We start from the raw sequence: 15,813 nt of genomic DNA, 5'->3' as shown, positions 1-15,813 counted from the left end.
ACGATGAGGACCACCATGGCTGCACCAACCCTGCAAACACGCGTCACGCCTGCCAAGGTCTGGTCCCGCCTGCTGCTGCTGGGCCCCGCTTTCGTGGCTGCCATCGCTTACGTGGACCCTGGAAATGTGGCCGCCAACCTCACTGCGGGCGCCAATTACGGGTACTTGCTGGTCTGGGTCCTGGTGGCCGCCAACGCCATGGCCGTCCTGGTGCAATACCAGTCCGCCAAGCTCGGCCTGGCCACGGGACTGAGCCTTCCTGAAATCCTGGGACAACGGCTGGGCACAAAACGCCGGCGCCTCTACTGGGCCCAGGCCGAGATTGTTGCCGGAGCTACCGACATGGCCGAGGTGATCGGCGGTGCCGTGGCCCTGAACCTGCTGTTCGGGCTGCCGCTGCTCGCAGGCGGCGTGATCGTCGGCGTCGCGTCCATGCTGCTGCTGGCCCTGCAGTCACAGCGGGGGCAACGCTCCTTTGAGTACGCCATCCTGGTTCTTCTGGGAATCATTGCCGTCGGATTCGTCTCGGGGTTGTTCGTGAATCCGCCTGATGCCGGCGAAGCGTTGGGTGGCTTGCTTCCGCGATTCGAAGGCCCGGACACCGTACTCCTCGCTGCAAGCATGTTGGGCGCCACCGTGATGCCCCACGCGATCTACCTTCACTCCGCCCTGGCCCGGGACCGGCACGGCTTCTCCGAGGACCCCCTGGTCCGCACCCGACTGATCCGGACCACCCGGGTGGACGTCGTTGGCGCTCTGCTGCTCGCCGGCATCGTCAACATCTCCATGTTGCTGCTGGCGGCCTCCAGCCTTCGCGGGATCGAGGGAACCGACACCATCGCCGGAGCCCACGCCGCCGTTACAGCGGCCTTGGGTCCCACCATTGGAGTCGTGTTCGCCGTCGGGCTGCTGGCCTCGGGGCTGGCGTCGACATCCGTGGGCTGCTATGCCGGTGCAACCATCATGGGTGGGCTGCTGAAGGTAAAGATCCCACTGCTGACCCGCCGGGTCATTACCCTGGTTCCCGCCTTGGTCATCCTGGGAGCCGGGGTTGAACCGACACTCGCATTGGTCCTCAGCCAGGTGCTGCTCAGCTTCGGAATACCCTTCGCCCTGATCCCCTTGATCCGTTTGACCGGCAAGCGTGAGGTGATGGGAATCCACGCGGACACCCTTCCCCTGAAAATTGCCGGCTGGACCAGCGCCACCCTGATTGTCGGGCTGAACTGCGTACTTATCGCCCTGACCCTTGGCGGCCAATCCTGAAGCCTTTCCCGCCATGCGGGAGTGAAAAAGGCCAAACGGCAAAGCTAGTCTGGTCATATGGGCACCATCACCAGCAAGGCACGTTTGTACCGCTTTACCGCACTCGATGCCTTGGCCGTGGCTGCATACCTTGGATTCACCATCTACTTCACGGTCGCCGGCGGCACCGTCGAACGACTGATGCTTCAGCTCTTCCGCGACCCGGCCACCGCATCCTACGCCGTCAACGCCCTCTTTTATGCCGGCGTCGGAATATTCGCGATAGCGTCCGCTTGGCGGGTAGCCGGACGCGACCTCAGGATTCTTGGCACCCGACCGTGGTTCACGTTGGGGATGGTCCCGCTGGCCATCGTGGTGATGCTCATCCTGACGGCGATTCTGGTCGCAGCGTTCGGAACCGCCGAAACCTCGGAGAACCAGCTGGGCATCCAAGGCCTGCTGCAGCATGTGCCGGCATGGCTCATGGTTCCGCTGCTGGTGTTGCTTGGCCCCTTTGTTGAGGAATACCTGTTCAGGCACCTGCTGATCGGCAAATTGTCCGGGTACGTGAACATCTGGGTCTGTTGCATCATCTCCGTGCTGGTGTTCGCTTCCATCCACGTGATTGGCAGGGAGGGACTGGTGCTTTCCGCGCTCGCTCCCTACCTGGGCATGGCGGTGGTGCTGGTGGCGGTTTATGTGTGGACCGGAAAGAACCTGATGTTTTCCTACTTTGTCCATGCAGCCAAGAACCTCATGGCCGTGGTCCTTATCTACGCCGTCCCACCCGAATTGCTCCCAACATAAGTCCACGAGTTCTGCATCAGCTGACGCCATTACTAGACTCGGACTGTGAACAACCAACTCCCTGCCAAGGTATCCGACGTCTTTGACCCCTCACGCTGGCGCACAGTATCCGGCTTCGATGACTTCAAGGACATGACCTACCACCGGCAGGTTGAGCGTTCGGCGGACGGCACGACCAAGGACCTCCCCACGGTCCGGATCGCCTTCAACCGGCCCGAAGTCCGCAATGCGTTCCGTCCCGGCACCGTGGATGAGCTCTACCGGGCCATGGACCACGCCCGCATGACCCCTGACGTGGCCACGGTCCTGCTCACGGGCAACGGGCCTTCCGAAAAGGACGGCGGACACTCGTTCTGTTCCGGTGGCGACCAACGAATCCGCGGCCGCGACGGCTACCGGTACGCAGTAGAAAACGCCGCAGGAGACTCTGCTGAATTTATAGACCCCGCGCGGGCCGGCCGGCTCCATATCCTCGAAGTCCAGCGGCTGATGCGGACCATGCCCAAGGTGGTTATCGCCGTCGTCAATGGTTGGGCGGCCGGCGGCGGCCACTCCCTGCACGTTGTCAGCGACCTCACCATCGCCTCCCGGGAGCACGGCAAGTTCAAGCAGACCGACGCCACAGTGGGAAGTTTCGACGCCGGATACGGTTCGGCGCTGCTGGCCCGCCAGATCGGGCAGAAAGCCGCGCGCGAGATCTTCTTCCTGGCCCGCGAATATTCCGCGGACGACATGGTCCGCATGGGCGCCGTTAATGAGGCTGTTGAGCACCACCGCCTCGAGGAAGTCGCCTTGGAATACGCCGCCGACATCGCGCGCCAGTCCCCCCAGGCCATCCGTATGCTCAAGTTTGCGTTCAACCTGGCCGACGACGGCCTGGCCGGGCAGCAGGTCTTCGCCGGCGAGGCTACCCGGCTCGCCTATATGACGGACGAGGCCGTTGAGGGCAAGGAAGCTTTCCTCCAGAAACGCGACCCGGACTGGTCCAACTTCCCCTACTACTTCTAGGACCGGCCCGTGGACATCGATCCAGTACTCAAAGCACTCGCCGCTGCCCTGCACGGTGAGGGTCCCGCCGTCGAAATCGTCACCCAGGAAGACGGCGGCTTAGCTGCAGTCCCGGTTGAGACCGGCATCGAGGACGCAGCCGTGGTTGTCCGGACTTCCGGTTCCACCGGCGCGCCCAAGGCAACGGTCCTGACGATTGACGCCCTCGCAGCGTCCTCCGTATCCACGGCGATGGCGCTTCGCGGCGAAGGTCAATGGCTGCTGGCCCTTCCCCTGCAGTACGTGGCGGGCGTCCAGGTCCTGGTGCGCTCCCTCTATGCCGGGACGCGTCCGTGGGTGATGGACCAGTCGAACGGTTTCACGCCCGAGGCCTTCACTGCCGCAGCCGGGGAACTCACGGACAAAATCCGCTTCACCTCCTTGGTGCCCACCCAGCTGCAACGGCTCCTGGACTCCCCCGCGCCGGAGACCCTGGCCGTGCTGCGCCGCTTCAACGCGATTCTCCTGGGCGGCGCACCGGCGTCGGCTGAACTGCTTAGTGCTGCGCGGGACAAGGGGCTCTCGGTCGTCACCACGTATGGCTCGGCCGAGACCTGCGGGGGGTGCGTTTACGACGGCGAGCCGCTGGACGGCGTCGAGGTCCGCATTGGCGAGGGCGAGCTGGAAGGCCGCATCCTCCTCGGTGGCGCCACTGTGGCTGCGGGCTACCTGGACGCTGCGCGCGCCTCCAAGGCAGCGTTCTTCGAGGAGGACGGCGTCCGCTGGTATGTCACCGGCGATCTCGGAGAACTGGCCGACGACGGCAAACTCACCGTGCTGGGCCGCGCCGACGACGTCATCATCACCGGCGGGATCAAGGCCTCCGCTTCATACATCCAAAGCAAGCTCGAAGCGCTCGACGGCGTGAACGCGGCTTTTGTGGCCGGCGTCCCTTCGCGCGAGTGGGGGCAAGCCGTGGCGGCGTACGTTGCCGTGGCTGATCCTTCGCCCGAGGGTGTGAAGGGATTCACCGCCCGTCGCGAGGAAGCACTGGGCGTCCTGGCCCCCAAGACAGTGTTTGCTGACAAGGAGTTACCCATGCTGCCGAACGGAAAACCGGACCGCATGGCCATGATTGAACTGCTTTCCAACCTGCATCAGGGACAATAGACACGTTCTTACCCCACACCCCTGACGAACGATCAACCGCGAAATACACGAGGTACTACACGTGGCGACAGCTGCACAATGGATTCAAGGAGCCCGGCTCCGCACACTGCCCGCGGCCATCGCGCCCGTCCTCATCGGTTCGGCAGCGGCGTACGAGCTCCATTCGTTCCGGCTGCCGAACGCGATCCTGGCGGCGCTCGTTGCCCTGCTGCTTCAAGTCGGCGTCAACTACGCCAATGACTACTCCGACGGCATCCGGGGCACGGACGAGGACCGCGTTGGCCCGCTGAGGCTGGTTGGTTCAGGCGCGGCCAAACCCGAGCAAGTGAAGTGGGCCGCGTTCGGCCTTTTCGGCTTGGCGATGGTGTGTGGCCTGATCCTGGTAATCATCACACAGTCCTGGTGGCTGATCCTGGTAGGCATCGGCTGCGTCCTGGCGGCGTGGGGCTACACCGGCGGCAAGAACCCCTACGGCTACATGGGTCTGGGCGACGTGTTCGTGTTCGTCTTCTTCGGACTGGTCGCCACCCTTGGCACCACGTACACGCAGGCCGGGCAGGTGAGCCTGGCTGCAGTGATCGGTGCGATAGGGACCGGCCTGATCGCCTGCGCCCTCCTGATGGCCAACAACGTCAGGGACATTCCCACGGATACGGTAGCGGGCAAGAGGACCCTGGCTGTTCGGCTGGGAGACAGGCACGCACGCGAGAGCTACGTCCTGATGCTGGGTGTCGCCATCCTCCTGGTGGTAGTCCTCGCACCCACCAAGCCGTGGATGTTGATCGTGTTGTTGCTGATCCCCGCCTGCCTCATGCCGGCCTGGCTGATGATCAATGGCAAGAAGCGTAAGAGCCTCATCCCGGTGCTCAAGCAGACCGGCCTGATCAACCTGGGATACAGCCTGCTCTTCTCGTTGGGCCTGATCCTGACCCGCATCTGAGTTTTCATACAGCTAACGCCCCTAAAAACGCGGTTTTAGGGGCGTTAGCTGTATAAAGACGCCTATTTGGTGCCGGGGCGCTTGTCGTTGTTGACGGCGATGTCCGGGTTCTGCTCCACGAGTCCGTCCTCGGCCGCAGCATCCTCGACCTCCCCGGCGGTCCGGATGGGCTTGGCCCGTCCGGAGAAACGTTCGTGCATGGACGCCGTAGCAGCGTCACGCTGCTTCTGGAAGAACAGGTAGCTGATGGCGAAGGCAATCAGTCCGGCAAAGATGACCGCCAGGAACCAGCCCACCCCCAAAAAGACGAACAGCACGAACAACGGCGCGAACAGCGCCAGACGGATGAGGGAATACTTCAGGAAAGCCACCATCCAAGTTTAGCCGCCCGGATGGTTGCACTCTGATCACGGCCAAAAGTGGGCATCCGGTGAAAGCCTTGCGGAGACTAGACTTGATGCATGCCCCGCGTTATAGGTGTCGTCGTAGTCCTGGTCATCTTCGTCTATGCCCTGGTGGATGTCATCCGCACGGACCGCCACCAGACCCGCGGGATTTCCAAAACCGCTTGGATCATTGTGATGATCCTCCTGCCACTGCTGGGCGCGATCCTCTGGTTCATCTTCGGACGCCCTTACGGCAGGCCGGCCGCGCAGCCTGTCCGTCGCCAACCCACTGCCCCCGATGACGACCCCGAGTTCCTCCGAAACCTGGAAGCGCGCCGCCGGAACCAGGCCGAAGATGAGCGCCTGAAAAAGCTCAAGGCTGAACTGGAAGCCAGGGAGCGCAAAGCCGGAGAGAATCCCCCCGACGGCAAGAACAAGGGCGCGAAACCAGGTTTCACCGCCGGCGAGGCCAAGCACGGCGAGCCGGATCCGCATGATACCGACGAGCTGAAGTAGGCAAACATGGCCCAGCAAGCTGATGGTTCACGGCAGTCACCCTCCACCACACCATCAGCCAGCGGGCCAACAGCAGTACCCGCGCCGCCACCCCGCCCCGGGATCACCCTGTCCAGTGCGCCGCCGATTGCCGCAACCACCAAACCACCCACGTTTGCACGGGTCTCCCGCTCGCTGTGGGTGGCAAGCTTCCTGGCCGGACTTGGCGTTGTGGTGACTGGCTTCCTGGCCCGGGATTCGCATTTTGAACGCCTGAAGGGCCTCATAGGGACCATGGTTCCGGACGGTGACGCTGTAGCGGTTGACGGTGCCACCGCCGTCGTATTTCTTGGGAGCCTCGCCATGCTGGCGCTGGTCATGGCCATGGAAGCAGTGCTCTTGGCCGTCCTCTTCAAACGCCGGCTGTGGGCGCGATGGGCACTGGCTCCGGTGGTCCTCCTGCACGCGATCGTCACAGTCATTACCCGCGACTTCGTGGTGGCGCCAGGCTCTGAAGGTGTCCTGGCAACATTGCTGCTGGCGGCGCAGTTTGTGTTGGCGGCGGCTGGCCTGATCCTGCTGTTCCTTCCGTCCACCACATCCTGGCTGCTCAGCGAACGGCGGCGGTAGGAACCATCATCGCCTCACAGCTACGCATTACGACGCGGCAAGCCTCCACCGCGCGCGGTTCGGTCAAGGGGTTCTCCGCAACCAGCCGCCAGCGCTGAAGGCTATCCCTTGCAGTTTCGCTGAAAAGGCGGTCATCCGCGTCCCGGGCAAGGCCAAGCCGCAGCGCGGGGCTGCTGCCTCGCCCGCCCACCAGCCGTTCCGCTTCGGCCGAGGCTTCGGATCCCAGGCCCACCCCGCCCGTCCTTAAGTCCGCCAGCAGCTTCAACTCCCGGAACTCGTGGGCACCGGCCTGAAGCCTCTCCAACGCGGCTTCCACTGGTGCCGCGCGTTCCTTCGGCGCCCCTCTCACCAAGGCTTCCACACCCACGACGGCGGCACGCGCCTTCAGTGCGTCGGCCCGCGTTTGGAACAGGTGCTCGACGGTGTCGAGGAGTTGGCCAAGACCGCTGCGGCGTGCCAGTTCATGGGCAAGGTCGGTGGGGTTGTTGGTCCCGCCACGGATGAGGGCCACGCCGAGGCGGATGCCGAACAAGCCGAACCTGTTCACCAGCGAGGACTTCGTTTCCGGGTCGAGTTGCCCGGGGCCGTCGCCGCGGACAAAACGGTCCACGGACAGCATGAGCCTTTCCCGTGAATTCCTGTCCATGCGTGCCAACAATTGCAAGGCCTCGGCATCTGATTGACGCATGGTCCTGGAGCTTTGTGCGAGCAGCCCTGCCACTGGGACCACTCCCAAGGCCAGGGGCCTGAGGTTTTGGTCCTTGCTGTACCTTTCTGCAATTACGGCCGCGGAGATCAACGAATCGATCCTCCCTGCTCCGATTTCATCGGCCCGGGAGAGCACGGCCAAGGCATTGACCGTCCCGGATTGGCCAGCGGCTGTGTCTTTGAATGACTCAAGGAACCTCACATCGGAGGCGTGCAGGTGCCGCATGAGGTAGATGACGGCATCAGCGGCCGCCGGCGAATCCTCGGGCAGCAGAAAAGCCGTGGACCGTGCGGACACCTCCTGGGACAGGGAGGCAATCCCGGGTGTATCTATCAGGGTGAGATCACGCAGGCTGGCTGCCGGCCAGTCCACTACCAGCCGTTCCACTTCCTCGGGCCGGACCTCGCCCAGGGTGAAGACCAGCCGACCGTCCACCCGCGTGACCGGGAGTCCTTTCGGCTCACCTGTGAGGGGGTAGAGGGTGATCCGTGGGGTGTGCCCGAAGCGGTACCACGTGACAATGCGGGTGCACTCCCCCGCATCGGTGGGCGCTATTTCTTCGCCGATGATTGCGTTGAGGAGGGTTGATTTGCCGGCTTTGACCATCCCGGCCACGGCAATGCGAAGTGGCCCGGCAAGCCTGGCATCCAGCTCGTCCAGCACGGCGAGTGCCTCGGCGTCGTCGTGGAAAGCGTCACGGGCCAGTCCCAGCAGCTCCGTCGCTCCAGCAGTACCGGACGGCATCATCCGGCGGGCACCGTGGACGGTGTTGGCTGTGGATCCGAGCTTCTGTCCAGCAACTGCCGGGCGCCTGAGCTGAGGGCATCGACCACCCTGAGTTGGTTCCTGATCTCCTTGATCCGCATGTCACGCTCTACGGCGTAGGTGGCCGCGGCTTTTTGGGCGGCGGCAACAGATTCAGTGAGGGAACGGTGATGCTCTTCAGCGATGTCAGTGAAGTGGTCGCGCGTGGCCCGCTGGACCATCCGCAGCCTGTCCTTCAGCTGCTTGCCCACCTGGAAGACGACGTCGTCCACCTGCTTGCGGACAAGCATCTTGGCTTCGGCCTGGCGCCGTTTCAGCCGGGCTTCCTGTTCTTCGCGGTATGCCTTCCGACCCAGCATGAGGCCCGCACCCACAGATAGCGGATTGATCAGCGCGAGGCCGAACAGCCCTGTCAGCAACCCGAACATCAGGACTCCCCCATAGGACCCCCGCATCCCGATCAGGATCTTCTGGACCGCCCCCATGCGGCCGTCTTCCATCTGTTGGATGTCCGCCACCGGGTCCAGCACGCCTCCCGTATCCGAGACCTGCAACGTTGGCAGCACCACCTCGTCTTCGGAGAAGTGCCCGGCCACCTGGCGGGCCAGCCATTGTGCCCTTTCGTTGGTCCATACGAAAGTGTCCGAAACTGCGGCGGCCGTGCTTTGTTCCAACCACGAGGTGAACTGCTCCCATGCCGGTCCGGGGTCCCCCTGGTCGATGGCGGCTTCGGCTTCGCGTTGGATCCTGCGGAGCCTGTCTTTCAGGTCGTACTCCATATCCGCGATGAGGTCTCCGATCCCGTCGTTGAGGGTGATCTGCCACCGGGCCGATCGTTTACGGAGGGCGTCGGCGTCCTCCTTCGCCGCTTTCAGCCCGGCAATCATGTGCGGTGTGCCTTCGGGATTCTCCAGGGCACCCAGCTCTGATTGCAGGGCAAGCCTCAGGTGTTCGGTGACGGAAAGGACGTCGTGGGCTACGGACCGGCGTTGCAGCCTGGCAGCCTCGCCCACAATGTTGGTGCGAAGGTGTGAAATCAGCGCCGGGAACCCTGATTCCTCATTGAGTTCTGTGTCCTGGAGCCTGGCTGCCTGCAACCGCAGTTCGGAGGAGACAGGGAACAACGGGATGCCGGGCGCTACAGCTTCCAGGTGGCCTTTGTCCAGGCCAGCGATTTGCCGCCAGCTGGGATAGAGGTCCGTTTTGGAGAGTACGCAGAGCACGTTGGGGCTGATCCGCATTGCTTGATGGAGGAACCGGATCTCCGGCTCCGTGTATTCCTGCGAAGCGTCAGACACGAACACCATGGCGTGGGCGGATGGAAGCGCCGTCAGGGTGGTGAGCGTATGGGAGGAGCCCAGCCCGCCGACACCCGGGGAATCAACCATGGTGAGGCCCCCGGCGAGCAGTTTGCGGGGAAGCGATACTTCGGCCGCCACGATGTTCCTGGCGTTTCCCGGATTTCCCTTCTCGGACACATAGTCTGCAAGCTCATCGAGCCCGATCGGTTGCCGCTCCACGGGCGCCTCAGGTCCGCCGTCGGATTCCGTGACGCTGCCGCCGTGGCGGGGAACAAGGACAACGGCCGACGCCGGGTCCCCCTGCCGTACGACGGTTGGGACCGTTGTGGCAATGTCGTCGTCCACGGGACAGACCGGGGCGTTGACCATGGCGTTGATCAGCTGGCTTTTACCCTGCTTGAATTCGCCAACAACAATCACACGGACTCTGGGGTCCCGGAGCCGCTCCAGGGTATTTTCCAGGCGTCGCCTGAGGTCGTTCCGTTCCCCCACGACGGCAATGCCTTGCTCCACCAGTGTGGTCATACGTACTGCTTCCGCCACAAATTCGTCCTTTGCTCTGCCACCCTTGGACGGGAGGCCACGAAGTGCCCGGCAGGTGTGTACGACCTGCCGGGCACTGCCTGGGGACTTCGCGGTGCAGCATTTCGCTGCGCCGTTTGGTGCACTGGTTACTGGTCGATGTCCACGTCGTTCTTGGCGACGACGATCGAGTCGTCGATGTCGTTGTACTCGACATCGAGGTCGTTGTCGGCGATGACCGTGTTGTCCTCGACGTTGGTGTAGTCCACGTCCACATCGCCCACTGTGGTGGAGTTGTCCTCCGTGTAGGTCAACTCGTTGTCCTGCGCCACCACCGAGTCATTGATCACCTGGACGTCCTCCACGTCCACGTCAACGTCGGTGGAGTTGAAGGAGTCCGCCACGTTGACGGAGTTGTTCGAGTTATCCGTGTTCGTGGTTGTGTTGGTCGTCGTCGTGGACGAGTTGTCCGTGTTGAAGGAGTCCGCGATGTCAACATCGATGTCCGCATCAACATCCACGGAGTTGTCCTGCGAATTGTCGTTGAACGAGTCCGAGACGTTGTTCGTGGTGTTGTGGACCGAGTTGTCGGTCTCCTCGTTGAAGGAGTCCTTGATATCGACGTCGACATCCGTGTCGGTGTTGTAGGAATCCTTCGTTACCGAGTGGTCGTCGTTGAAAGAGTCCCTGACATCGATGTCCGTGTTGCCCACCTCAACATCGCCGTCGCCCGACTCCGTGATGTTGACCGAGTTGTCCGTGGAGTGGTCATCGGTGTGGGTCGTCGTCGTGGTGGTTGTCGTGTTTCCGGAATCCCTCACGTCTCCGCCGGCCGCGATGGCCCCATCCCCCGAAGCAGTCACGGCATCCTGGTTGAAGAACTGCGTGACGTCGCCATCGGCCCAGATGTTCTGGTTGACCGACTGGTCGGTGATGGTGTCGCGGTCGTCGATGTTGGTGGTGTACGAGTAGTTATTCACCACGTGGATCAGCTGCTGGACTGCGTGTGCGTGATCATCGTAGTCGCCTCCACCGGCACCTCCGTGGCCGCCGCCGTCGTCGTGCTCGTGGTCGTCGCCGCCATCATGGCCACCCCAACCACCGCCAGCACCGCCATGCCCGCCGCCGTCGTGCTCGTGGTCGTCGCCGCCATCATGGCCACCCCAACCGCCACCGCCATGTCCACCGCCGTCGTGCTCATGGTCGCCGCCACCGGAATTGTGGGGGCGTCCGCCGCCTTGGCCACCGCCTTCCCAGCCGCCGGTGGAAGCGTGGTTGCCGCCAGTGTTGTATTCGCGGTCGAACGAGGAGCGGGCGTTGATGGGTGCGTAGTCCAGGACCACGGGCCGTGCGGCGTCGACGTCTGCCGAGGAGACGTGCCGCAGGCCGGCCGCGGAAAGGGCCGCTTCCGGGTTACGTACGAACTCTTCGGCTGCGTCAGGATCGTTGAACAGGCTCATCAGGAACTGCACGAGCTGTTGTGCGAGTGTAGGCATTGGAGTGCTCCCTCAAATTCTGTGGTGGGTGGTAAATGGCCCGGCGCCTTTGCCGGGCTCCCACTCAACGTATGGCCCGGGCCAGGGGCGGGGCATCGGGGGCGGTCCCCCTACCGGCCACCCCGGCGTTAGGGGATCCGGTGCATTCCCGTTAGGGGGTGGAGGGGGTGACCGACTACGGAGGTGGGTACCCCTCCCCCAAGGCCAGGCGGAGCCGGACCAGCAGTTCGGAACGGTTTTCGGCACCCAGCCGGCGGCGCATCCGGGCTACATGATGCTCTGCGGTGCGGGGCGAGATGTAGATGGCTTCGCCGATTTCGCGGTAGGTTTTGCCCTCCAGAAGCAGTCGGCCCACTTCCCGTTCCCTGACGCTCAGGCCTGAAGAGTCAGGTATGCCTGGGGCCTCTCCCGCATCCGGCAGCGGCGCGCCTGGGTCCTGGCGCCCGGCAGCTTCGGCCCGCTCGGAAGACCCCGCAGTGGTGCCCGTGGTGGTGGTTGCCCCCTGCGGATGGATATCCCTGGCACACGCCAGCAGCCGTACCATATCGCGCCGTTCATCGGCGTGCGCGGCGGCGTGGCCGGCCAACCGCGCACCTTCCCATGGCATGCCTACCGCAGCCAGCCCACGGGCCGCTGTTTCGACGTCGGACGCTTCGAACCTGCTGGCGAGTACGGAAACCCAGGCCTTTCCGCCAGCGGCTAAGACAGAGGCCAGATGGCTGTGTTCGGACGCGCGCACCAATGCCGCAGCATGCGGAGCAAGTTCAGCGGGGCTTTCGCCCAGCAATGCGGCCTGCACCCCCGCCCAGTGCAGCGGAACCGACCACAATGGCGGATTTCCCAAGCGGCCCAACAACTCCCACGCACTGTCCATGGACGGCGAGATTCGTCGCGTCTCCCGTAGCCTCGCTGCGGCTATGGCCAGTTCTCCCCAGGGCAGCAGGCTGAAGAGGTCAACGGATACGTGCATCATGGCCTCGCGGGCCCTGTCCCAGGCGAGCACCAGTTCGTGCACCTCGCTGCCGCGCCGCGCCAAGGCCACCTCCAGTGCCGCCAACAGGAAGGTATCCCGTGGAGCCAAGGGCCAGTGGTTGGCCTTGACGGCCTCATTGATGGCCAAGCGTGCTTCTTCGGGGTTGTCCTGTTGCATTGAGCACCACGCCTGAAGCAGGAACAGCCTGGGCCTGCAAGCATCTCCGCCCTGGCCGGCGGCGAGGGCAGCACTGAGCACCGTGTCCGCCACCGCGGGTTCCCCACTGTGGATCGCACAGAGAGCCGCCAATGCCGCAGGGGTCTCCGGCAGGGGAATCGATGCGCCAGCCGCGTTCATCATGTCTGACGCCCGGATGAGTTCCGGCAACGCCCGCTGTGGTTCCCGCCCCAGGGTGTGCCTGAGCCCCTGCTGGGTCAATGTCAGCGCCACCGCCAAGAGCGTAGGCGAACCCGCCAACGGTGTGGCGCCGAGGATTTGCCCGGCGCCGGTTGCATCACCGGCGCCGATCATTGCCACTGCTGCCAGCGGCGCGGAATCGTCGATCCTGTCAGGGCCAACCCACCTGTAAGTGTCCGCGCCACGGGCCAGCATGCCGCGGTGCGCCCACACGGCAGCGGCAACGTCCGCACCCAGGCGAAGCCCAGGGGCATCGGGCATGGCCAGAAGCCTGTCCACGATTCTTCCCGCAGCGTCCAAGTCGCCGATAGCTGCAGCGGCTTGGGCCCGCCGCGCGGCGGTGGGAAGCTCCGGAGCTCCGGCAAGGAGTGCTTCGGCGAAGAGATCGGCGGCCAACTGTGGATCAGCATCCAGCACCAGGTCCGCCCAGCGTTCCAGCTCCTCCGCCACACGGGGGTCCTGCAATCCGCTCCGTGCGAGCTCACGGGCAACATCACCCAGGCCCGTCTCTTCCTGCAGGATCTTCCCTACCAGTTCCCGCTGCAGTGCACGGACTTGCGGCTTGGGTGCATTGTTCAACAGCGCATATTGGACGGTCCCCACCACGGTTCCATCCGGAGAAAGCAGCCCGGCTTCCTTACCGGCTGCCACTGCGTCTTCAAGCCCGTCCCGGGTCTCCAGGTCATCCGGCAGCGGCCCAGGCAGGGTGAAGCCTACTGACAACGCAAGGAGCAACTCCCGGAGCAACGCATTGTGTCCGGCAAGGACCACGTCGGGCCGATCGGGAGTTGCGTCCTTGCTGGTGGTGGGTTGGGAAGCATGGTCTGGCCCCGTCATGCCTAAGCCACCGAGGTCGACGCGGTATCCAGGCTCGGGCCGTTATCCGTGGTGGCAGGCGGCGGGTCGGTGACCGGGGCGGTGACCGGGGCGGGATCCTGCGTCGGGGCCGGATCACCCAGCGGCGCGGTTGGTTCGGGAGACGGCGGTGCAGGGTCAGGCGCAGGTGGCGGAGTGACAGGGTCCGTGGCCGGTGGAGGGGTGGCCCCCGGGTCGGTGGCCGGTGGAGGTGTGCCAGGACCGGTTGGCGATGCAGGTGTCCCGGGGTCCGTTGCCGGTGGCGGGGTGCCAGGACCAGTGGCCGGTGGAGGGGTCCCGGGGTTCGTTGCGGGCGGAGGTGTAGGGCCACTCGCCGCGCCACCGGGTTCCGTGGGTGTGGAGGGCGTGCCCGAACCCGGCGGCGTGCCCGTTCCAGGCGTCGTGCCCGAACCCGGCGTCGTGCCAGTGGTCCCACCAGCGGCTGCTCCAGCCTGACCCTGAGCCCCAGCCGAGGTACCGGAGCCGGTTCCAGCGGGTCCGTTCGCTACCGAACCACGTCCTGTCCCGGTCGCCCGCTGCACCGGGCTTCTTCCGGCCCCTGCTCCCGCCCCTGCCGGGCCGGCACCTGTTCGTGCACTGGCTTCAAGTCCCGTCGCCGGCGCCCCGGTCAACGGAGCGGCCGCGGCTGGGCCGCCACCGGACGCACCGTCACGTGTTCCGGAATCCTGGGCACCGACGTCGCGCATTACGTCAGCGGCTTGAGCCCCGAACATTGATGCGAGCAGTCCGTTGCCGTCCGGGCTCTGCGCAGCAGTGGCGGTGGCGATGGCCAGGGCTGTCGCGGCGGTAGCAGCGGCCGCAGCCATCCGGACGCGGGGCCGGGGCGCGTGCCTGCCGGGACGTCCACGGGCCGCCTTCACGACGCCCGCAACGGGGACACGGGCGACGACGCGCGGCCGCGTGGCCTCCGGTTCCGTAGGTGTCGCAGCCGGTGCATCGGCCGCCACAGCGTCTGCCACCTGGCTGAGACCGGCAAGCGCGGCGCCGCGGCAGATGGACGACTTCGGATCGGCGTCAACAGCTATCGGGCGGCCCAGTTCAACGGAAATCAACTCGGCCACGAGCGGAATACGCGAGGACCCTCCGATCAGCAGCACAGCGCTCAGGTCCTGAGGCTCAAGACGGTTGCTCCGCAGGCTGCGCTCCAGGGCGTCCACGGTCTCGCGGAGAGGCTGATCGACCATTGCTTCGAACTCGGAACGGACCAGCCTAACCGACCGCTGTGTCCCGGGGAGCGCCACCGCAACGCTCGCTTCGCTGTCCATGGAGAGGGCTTCCTTGGCTTCGCGGCATTCCCGCCTCAGCCGCGAAAGAGCGGCCAAGGTCTCCGGCGATGCGGGGTCCAAACCCTCTCCGGCGTTGCCCAAGTGGCCCATCACGTGACGCAAGACAGCGGCGTCGAAATCGGCGCCGCCAAGGGTTTCTATGCCATCCGGCCGCCCGAGGAGCTCGAAGTTCCCCGCACCCACCTTGCGCAGGATGGCCGTGTCGAAAGTGCCACCACCGAGGTCGTACACGGCGATGACGCTTCCGTCCTCCACCCTCGTCTGGGAGGCGTAGTGCAGTGCGGCCGCTTCAGGCTCGCTGAGCAACGTCACCGCTTCGAGGCCCGCGACGTTCAACGCGGCCTGCACCACTGACGTGCGGTGCGCACCCCACGCCGCCGGGTACGTCATGACGATCGACGACGGCGAACTTCCCTCCCGCTCTTCGGCGCGGTCCACCACCCACCGCGCCATGGAGGCGTAAACGTCCTCGGGTGCCAACCAGTTGTCCCCTACGGAAAGGGGGACGGAATCCCCGATCCTGCGTTTGAACTCCCGGACCATCCGATGGGGGTCGTCCAGCCCCCGCCGCTCGGCGGGTTCTCCCACCAAAACCCGGCCGTCGTCGGCGTAGTAAAGCACGGATGGCACGGCGCTGCCGTGCAATCCCAAGGGAAGGATTTCCGGTGGTGATAGCGGCCCCTGGTGGGGCCTGGCCAGTGCTGCTGCGGTAAAACTTGTCCCGACGTCAATGGCGAGAACATAGCTCATAGCTACCTCGAAAGTTCACATGGCACCGCGCTGCGGTCTTCATCACAGGCGGGTCCTG

At 64.8% G+C, this 15,813-nt stretch carries 13 protein-coding genes; 7 read left to right on the top strand and 6 right to left on the bottom strand.

The window, feature by feature from the left end; genetic code table 11:
• The first annotated feature begins 15 nt into the window (after positions 1-15).
• The 5 genes from QRM57_RS08840 (at position 16) to QRM57_RS08820 (ending at position 5,149) form a co-directional block, all read left to right on the top strand.
• On the top strand, positions 16-1,266 hold the full coding sequence (locus QRM57_RS08840; RefSeq protein WP_284986309.1) for an Nramp family divalent metal transporter: 1,251 nt from the start codon (positions 16-18) through the stop codon (positions 1,264-1,266).
• Positions 1,267-1,323: 57 nt separating this feature from the next.
• Positions 1,324-2,052 (top strand): CPBP family intramembrane glutamic endopeptidase, encoded by a 729-nt coding sequence (locus tag QRM57_RS08835; RefSeq protein WP_284986308.1) that lies wholly within the window; start codon positions 1,324-1,326, stop codon positions 2,050-2,052.
• Between the two features lie 45 nt (positions 2,053-2,097).
• Entirely contained in the window at positions 2,098-3,060 is a 963-nt protein-coding gene (locus tag QRM57_RS08830; RefSeq protein WP_284986307.1) for a 1,4-dihydroxy-2-naphthoyl-CoA synthase, read from the top strand.
• Between the two features lie 9 nt (positions 3,061-3,069).
• The gene (locus tag QRM57_RS08825) at positions 3,070-4,209 is read left to right on the top strand and encodes an AMP-binding protein (protein ID WP_284986306.1); all 1,140 of its coding nucleotides are present in this window, start codon (positions 3,070-3,072) and stop codon (positions 4,207-4,209) included.
• A 61-nt stretch (positions 4,210-4,270) separates the two neighbouring features.
• Positions 4,271-5,149 carry a 1,4-dihydroxy-2-naphthoate polyprenyltransferase gene (locus QRM57_RS08820; protein ID WP_235517341.1) on the top strand — a complete coding sequence of 293 codons (879 nt, stop codon included), beginning with the start codon at positions 4,271-4,273 and terminating at the stop codon, positions 5,147-5,149.
• A 62-nt stretch (positions 5,150-5,211) separates the two neighbouring features.
• Here QRM57_RS08820 and QRM57_RS08815 read toward each other — a convergent pair whose 3' ends face one another.
• Positions 5,212-5,523: a DUF4229 domain-containing protein gene (locus tag QRM57_RS08815; protein WP_235517342.1), complete on the bottom strand. Its 312-nt coding sequence runs from the start codon at positions 5,521-5,523 to the stop codon at positions 5,212-5,214.
• 87 nt (positions 5,524-5,610) lie between these two features.
• On the opposite strand from QRM57_RS08815, the gene QRM57_RS08810 reads away from it, so the two are divergent.
• Together QRM57_RS08810 and QRM57_RS08805 are read left to right on the top strand one after the other, a co-directional pair.
• Positions 5,611-6,051 (top strand): PLD nuclease N-terminal domain-containing protein, encoded by a 441-nt coding sequence (locus QRM57_RS08810; protein WP_257370861.1) that lies wholly within the window; start codon positions 5,611-5,613, stop codon positions 6,049-6,051.
• Positions 6,052-6,057: 6 nt separating this feature from the next.
• A complete protein-coding gene (locus QRM57_RS08805; protein ID WP_284986305.1) occupies positions 6,058-6,660 on the top strand; it encodes a hypothetical protein in 603 nt (200 codons plus the stop codon).
• Here the strand turns inward: QRM57_RS08805 and QRM57_RS08800 are convergent.
• The 5 genes from QRM57_RS08800 to QRM57_RS08780 form a co-directional block, all read right to left on the bottom strand.
• Positions 6,641-8,116, bottom strand: coding sequence for a dynamin family protein (locus QRM57_RS08800; protein ID WP_284986304.1), 1,476 nt, complete (start codon positions 8,114-8,116; stop codon positions 6,641-6,643). The genes QRM57_RS08805 and QRM57_RS08800 overlap by 20 nt on opposite strands.
• Positions 8,113-9,978: a dynamin family protein gene (locus QRM57_RS08795; protein WP_284986303.1), complete on the bottom strand. Its 1,866-nt coding sequence runs from the start codon at positions 9,976-9,978 to the stop codon at positions 8,113-8,115. The genes QRM57_RS08800 and QRM57_RS08795 overlap by 4 nt, the downstream gene beginning before the upstream one ends.
• A 128-nt stretch (positions 9,979-10,106) precedes the next feature.
• Positions 10,107-11,453 (bottom strand): IniB N-terminal domain-containing protein, encoded by a 1,347-nt coding sequence (locus QRM57_RS08790; RefSeq protein ID WP_284986302.1) that lies wholly within the window; start codon positions 11,451-11,453, stop codon positions 10,107-10,109.
• 175 nt (positions 11,454-11,628) lie between these two features.
• On the bottom strand, positions 11,629-13,680 hold the full coding sequence (locus QRM57_RS08785) for a LuxR C-terminal-related transcriptional regulator (RefSeq protein ID WP_284986301.1): 2,052 nt from the start codon (positions 13,678-13,680) through the stop codon (positions 11,629-11,631).
• 2 nt (positions 13,681-13,682) lie between these two features.
• The gene (locus QRM57_RS08780; RefSeq protein ID WP_284986300.1) at positions 13,683-15,755 is read right to left on the bottom strand and encodes an Hsp70 family protein; all 2,073 of its coding nucleotides are present in this window, start codon (positions 15,753-15,755) and stop codon (positions 13,683-13,685) included.
• Positions 15,756-15,813 lie beyond the last annotated feature (58 nt).

It is taken from the genome of Arthrobacter sp. fls2-241-R2A-172 (assembly GCF_030208885.1).
Classification (GTDB): domain Bacteria; phylum Actinomycetota; class Actinomycetes; order Actinomycetales; family Micrococcaceae; genus Arthrobacter.
Note: the sequence above shows the minus strand (reverse complement) of the source record. Positions and strands in the feature narration are given on the sequence as shown.